The sequence below is a fragment of the Sutterella seckii genome, from assembly GCF_009183815.1.
Lineage (GTDB): Bacteria > Pseudomonadota > Gammaproteobacteria > Burkholderiales > Burkholderiaceae_F > Sutterella > Sutterella seckii.
This window is the reverse complement of record NZ_WEHX01000119.1, coordinates 1-5,890: the sequence shown is the minus strand read 5'-3', so window position 1 is coordinate 5,890 and position 5,890 is coordinate 1. Positions and strand designations below refer to the sequence as shown.

Annotated in this window: 5 protein-coding genes; 3 read left to right on the top strand and 2 right to left on the bottom strand. The window is 59.7% G+C overall.

All coding sequences use genetic code 11. The features are described from left to right. Positions 1-469: 469 nt before the first annotated feature. A complete protein-coding gene (locus GBM95_RS10790; RefSeq protein ID WP_152159100.1) occupies positions 470-2,518 on the bottom strand; it encodes a cation:proton antiporter in 2,049 nt (682 codons plus the stop codon). A gap of 244 nt (positions 2,519-2,762) precedes the next feature. Between GBM95_RS10790 and GBM95_RS10785 the strand changes: the two genes are divergently transcribed. Genes GBM95_RS10785 through GBM95_RS10775 form a run of 3 tightly spaced genes read left to right on the top strand, consistent with a single transcriptional unit; the run spans position 2,763 to position 5,496 of the window. Continuing rightward, positions 2,763-3,845 (top strand): glycosyltransferase family 2 protein, encoded by a 1,083-nt coding sequence (locus GBM95_RS10785; protein WP_152159099.1) that lies wholly within the window; start codon positions 2,763-2,765, stop codon positions 3,843-3,845. Positions 3,846-3,895: 50 nt separating this feature from the next. After that, positions 3,896-4,858: a hypothetical protein gene (locus GBM95_RS10780; protein WP_152159098.1), complete on the top strand. Its 963-nt coding sequence runs from the start codon at positions 3,896-3,898 to the stop codon at positions 4,856-4,858. 56 nt (positions 4,859-4,914) lie between these two features. After that, positions 4,915-5,496, top strand: a complete 582-nt coding sequence (locus tag GBM95_RS10775) for an outer membrane lipoprotein carrier protein LolA (RefSeq protein WP_152159097.1) — start codon at positions 4,915-4,917, stop codon at positions 5,494-5,496. A gap of 160 nt (positions 5,497-5,656) precedes the next feature. Here the strand turns inward: GBM95_RS10775 and GBM95_RS12800 are convergent. Beyond that, positions 5,657-5,890 (bottom strand): hypothetical protein (locus GBM95_RS12800; RefSeq protein WP_226963290.1); only part of this gene is annotated, 234 nt, incomplete at its 5' end.

Genomic DNA, 5,890 nt, shown 5'->3' with positions numbered 1-5,890 from the left:
GCATCCAAATGGACCACGGAAACAACCAAACGCGATCAGCTATTCCTCAAGCTGTTGGGGGTCAATTGAATCGTGGCCGCATTAGACGACTTTTAGGTTAAAATCAAAGGAATGCTCCCAGGCAAGGGACGCTCACCTTGGGATCGCTTATCCCACTGCAGGGTAGTCGTCGGGAATGCGATTCGGGAAACTCAGTTATGGGATGGAGCTACTTCCCTATAGGTATCGTTTGCCCGGTAATTTCCGAAGAGCCAGAATTTCTCAGTGGATGCATAAGAAAAATCTCCGTCACAACAGAGAATTTTCCGGAAATTTCTCCGTTATAAGGGAGATTTTTCCAATTGATCCGATGAGTGAATTTGCCTGAAGAGAGAGAATCAGGCAATGAATCCGGGTATCCTGACGAGAAAAAGCCGGCACGCAGCGAAATGCATGCCGGCTTTCTGAGGCTTCAGGATTCAAACGGGCTTCAGGGCGCGTTTTTGCCGGTCGGCGCCTGAGGCGGAAGCGCGTCTGAGGAAGCTTCCGTTCCTGCGAGCGGATCCTCCTTCGATTCATCAGACTTTGCCTCTTCCGGAGCTTCCGGAGCGGGTTCAGGCTTGGGAGCCGGTTCTGCCGGCTTCGCCTCGCTCTTCGATTCACCCTGACCGAGCTTGGCCTTGAGGAAGTTGGCGAGCTTTCTCACCGGACGGGGCTTCTTTTCCGCGTGAGGGACTTCGTCCTGAGGGACGGCTTCCTCGCGGAGCTCTTCATCCATCATGGATTCTTCCTGACGGGTTTCCTCGGCATGCGTGCCGATCGGCTCGCCGATGGAGGCGCCGGCCTTGAGGGCCGAGGCCGTCTGGGCGGAGAAGAGGCGGGCAGCGGCGTCGATCGTGGAGAGGTAGGTCACGTGCTCGAAGTCGGCTTCCGGCCAGATGCCGCGGCTTTCTGCGGCCACGACGATCGGAAGTTCAGGCGCCACGCGGCGGGCCGCTTCAGCCCTGTGGAAGGCGTCGACCGAGGAGTCGAGGAGCACGAGGAGCCGCGCCTGATGGAGATGCGCGCTCACCCAGGTGTCGTCCTTCGAGGGGTCGCCGAGAATCACGGCGATGCCCTTCGCGGCAAGGTTTTCGGCCGCGGCCTCGTCGTCGACGACGGCAACCAGCGGAACAGAGGCCTGATCGAGCTGGAGCGCGAAGCACTCCGTGAGGTTGGCCGGACCCGTGACGACAACCTGGCCCGAAAGCTTCTCAGGAACCGTTTCCGCCGGGAGCGCCTCAAAGGGAGCTTCCCGCATCGCGGCTTTTCTCGCCCAGCTCCAGCGGCTTGTGAGCGCCTTGGAAATCTTAGGTTCGAGCCAGAATCCTACGGGGTTGAGCGCAATGGAAAGGATGGCGCCCGCGACCACGAGGTTCACAAGGTGCTGGTCGGCAAGCCCGAGTCCCGCTGCCTGTCCGATCAGGATGAAGGAGAATTCGCCGATCTGCGAGAGGGAGACCGCAACAATGATCGCCGTATGGAGGGGGTAGCGCAGCGTGTGGACGAGAAGGAAGGCCGCAAGCGACTTCCCGAAGAGAATGATGAAGAGAACGGCAAGGACCTCAAAGGGGCTCGTAATGAGGATGTGCCAGTCAAAGAGCATGCCGACCGCAACGAAGAAGAGCACCGCGAAGGCGTCCTGGAGGGGAATGGATTCCGTGGCCGCTCTGTGGGCAAAGCGGCTTTCGCGCATCACCATGCCGGCGAAGAAGCTGCCGAGCGCAAAGCTCACGTGGAAGATTTCGGCGGCGCCGTAGGCGACGCCCACCGCGACGGCAAGCACGAAGAGCGTGAAGAGCTCTCTCGAACCCGTGCGCGCGACCTGACCCATCGCCCAGGGGAGCACCCGGCGGCCGATGACGAGCATGATGGCGACGAAGAGCGCGGCGTTGAGGAGCGTCTTCAGAATGACGAATGCAAGGCCGCTTCCGGCAAGTCGCGCCGTGGTGCCGGGCTCGCCCGGGATCATGATGCTTGCGAAGGGAGGCAGCAGAACGAGGATGATGACGGTGGCGAGGTCCTCCACGACGAGCCAGCCGACGGCGATTCTGCCGTCAGAGCTCGCGAGCTTTCCGCGCACGTCAAGGGCTTTGAGGAGCACCACGGTCGAGGCGCAGGAGAGCGAAATCCCGAGCACGATCGCTTCGCCCCATGAGCGATCGAAGAACCAGTGCGCGCAGAGGGCTCCGAGGAGCGTCGCAATCGCCATCTGGAGCACGGCTCCCGGGACTGCGATGCTCTTTACCGACCAGAGGTCCTTCATCGAAAAATGAAGGCCCACGCCGAACATGAGGAGCATCACGCCGATTTCTGAGAGCTGGTTCGCAAGCGCCGCGTCCGCAAAGACGCCGGGCGTATATTTGCCCGCCGCGATGCCGGCGAGCAGGTAGCCCACGAGCGCAGGCGCCTTCAGAAAGCGTTCTGCGATGAAGCCGAAGACAAGGGCAAGGGAAAACGCAATGACGAGCGTTGAGATGAGAGGAAGAGAGTGTTCCATCGTCGCGCTGGGAAGGTTCGGGGAAAGCAGGGGAATGCTTGCGGCAGTATAGCCTTTGGGAGAGGCATCGCTTACTACTCCAGGTGTATAAGAAGAAAAAATTGTTCGCGCCCGGAGTTTTTCCTGAGAGAAGATTTATGCGGCGCTGATGTTCAGGCGCTGCGGCAGTAAGTACAATCCACCCTGACAATCAACTCCAAAGCCATTCAACGCTAACGTGCCGGCTTCAGAAGAGTCTGCGCCAATGTCTGAATCCAAAGAAGATAAGCCCAAGCCCGCTCAAGGGTCTTCCATTCCTCCTCAGCAGTCCGCTACGGTGAAGCCCGCTCGTTCGGGCATCCGCACGCCCCCTCAGCCACAGGCGCCGCAGGTGCGCGTCTGCGCGCTCATACCGGTTTACGATCAGCCCGCGAAGCTTGAGGGCGTTGTGGCACAGCTCCGGCAGCTTTCTATTCCGGTGATTCTCGTCGACGACGGGTCGCATGAGCCGACAAAGAGCCTCTGTGACCGGCTGGCAGCACCCTTCGTGAAAGTGATTCATCACCCGGTCAATCAGGGCAAGGGCGCGGCCGTCATGACGGGATTCAAGGCGGCGTCGCGCTTGGGCTACACGCACGTCCTGCAGGTGGATGCGGACGGGCAGATTGATCTCGCGGTGCTCCCTACGCTTCTTCGACTCATGCAGAAGTACCCTGCCTCTCTTATCTGCGGTTATCCGAAATATGATGCGAGCGTGCCGAAGTCCCGCCTTTGGGGACGAAAGCTCACGAATTTCTGGTGCGCGGTTAACAGCCTCTCGCTTTCAATTGAGGACGCAATGTGCGGCCTCAGGATCTATCCGGTGGCGGCAGCGCTCGATGTCTGCGAAAACGCGAGGCTCGGCCGCCGCATGGATTTTGACCCTGAAATTCTCGTTCGCCTCCTCTGGGCGGGCGTGCGCTTGAAGTACGTGCCGGTATCGGTGACTTACCCCGCGGACGGCGTGAGTCACTTCCGGCCCTTCGGGGACAACATGCGCATCAGCTGGATGCATGCGAAGCTCTTTCTCCAGATGATCACGCGCTTTCCCATCATCATCTGGTCGCGCGCCTTCGGGCGCGACCCGGTCTGCCTCCGCGAAGGGGCGCCGAAGCCCGGCGTGCAGAAGCCCCAGGAAGCGAAGCCCGCCCGTCCCGGCAGGGCCCCGCTCGTTGATCCGGAGCGCGCCAGGCGCGCGACCCATGCCGCGCAGGCGGCTCAGGAAGCTGCCGAACGCGTGCGGCTTGCCGCCACGGGCCACGCCGTTCAGGCCTCGCCCCGCAAAGCCGATGTCAGGCCTTCGTCCTGATCTACTGATCCTCCGGGTCTTTTCTCTCCATAAAACTTCTTCCCCGATTCATGCCGCCTCACGATCGACCGGAATGGCCGCTCCTCAGGGAGCGCACGAGCACCCTCGGAATCCGGATTCTTCTGGCCGTTCAGAAGGTGCTCGGCGACAAAACCCTGCGGCTGATCCTGAAGCCCGTTCTCGCCTCATACTGGCTCACGAGCCCCAGATTGAGGCAGGTTGTCGGGGCGTATCAACGGCGCGTGGAGAAGCTCGCGCCTTTTCTCTCAAGCTTCGGGAGCCCGGAGCCCGGGCTTTTCTCCGGCATCGCGCAGCTTGAACACTTTGCGCTCGCGATCTTTGAGAAGTTCGCTGCATTGTCGGGAGATGGAAAATGCGCGCGCCTTGATGTCGTCGCTGAGGAGATCTTCAGCTCGGACGGGAAAACCTCCGGAGCCGTGATCCTCACCTCCCACACAGGTTGTCAGGAGCTTCTCATGACGAGCTCTTCGGGCTTTACTGAGCATGAGATTGTGATCCTGCAGCATACGGCGCATGCCAGGAAATTTAATGACCTTCTTGCGAAAGCGGGAGCGAAGCCCCCGCAGGCAACCTTCTTCGAGATCGGGGAGACGCTTTCTCCGGCTCTCGTGATGGAGCTCTCCGAACGTGCCTCCAAGGGCGCCTACATCATCCTCGCCGGAGACCGCGTGCCGATGGGGTCTGATGCTGCCGCGAGTGTGAGTTTCCTCGGAGACCCGGCACGGTTTCCGACCGGAGGCGCGCTTCTTTCGCTTTTGCTCGGCATCCCCTTGAGAATGATGGTCTGCACGCGTTCGGATTTGAAAGAGCGCCGCTACCGCGTGTGCTTTTATTTACTCTGCGAAAGGCCGCCCCGCGTAAGGCGAGCAGCCCGGGAGGCGTGGCTCGCGAGCATGGCGGCTCTCTATGCCGGCAGCCTCGAGGCGGAGCTCCTCAGGTCGCCCTTCGACTGGGCCAATTACTTTGATTTCTGGGAGGACTTCCGAAAATGAAGCGACTTCTAAATTTTCTTCGCTGTGCGCTTCTTTCTTTCGCGGGGGCAGCTCTCATGCTTCTGGTTCCCGCAGCGGGTGCGGCAGAGATCGATGCGGGGTCAGGTCTCCCGTCCTATGAGGAGCTTCCCGCGCAGGCGCCCGACGAGGCGCTCCTTAAACCCCTTGCCGCAAAGTCCCTGAAAGGCCGCTTTGAGGAGCGGCGCTCGCTTCCCGGGTTTCCGAAGCCGATGGTGACGACGGGCGTCTTTGAGCTCACGGGAAAGATCTTCCGCTGGGAAGCCGAGAAGCCTTTTTCCTCGGTCATGACTGCCGGGCCAGACGGCGTGGTGATGGAGGCGGCGGGAGAAAGGCAGGTGCTTTCAGCTGCGGATATTCCGGCTGTCGGCAGGGTGTCCGAACTCCTTTCCGGGGTTTTCTCCGGGAATTTTGCAGCGCTCAAGGAAGCGTTCGATCTCAGAGCTGAAAAGCTTGCGGACGGAAGTGTTCGAATCGCTGCGCGCCCGAAGTCCCCTGAGCTTGCTAAAGTCTTGGGAGAAGTGAGGGCAAAGGGAAGAAGTTTTGTGGAGCGGATTGAGGTGGTATCGGCTCAGGGAAGAACGGAGATTCTGTTTTCGGATGTCAGTGGTGAGAGGTGATTGACGAGGTTTCACTTTTGCAATGCGCAATTACATAGTGGTGATTACCCTGAGATGCAGCTGATGATGGCAGGTGTGCTTTAAATAATCCTGAGTTCACGGGTCGTTTTTAGGGCTACAGATCCCGTAAGCGTTTCGTGAGTGAAGAACTGCATCCAGGTCAGTTAACAGACTGACGCGGCAAGCTGACGCTCGATTTGATCCGAGCAAGTTTGTAGAAGTCATTCTGCTTCTTGGTGGCTTCCATGGGCACCACGAGATCCTCATAAATCTTGGCTTTCTGGTTTCGCATGACAGTCAAGAAGTCGTCGAGGCTATAAGGAGAGCTGCGCAACAGTTGCTGTAAGTGCCTGAGTACGATCGTACTGCAGAACACCATCAACAGATGACCTCG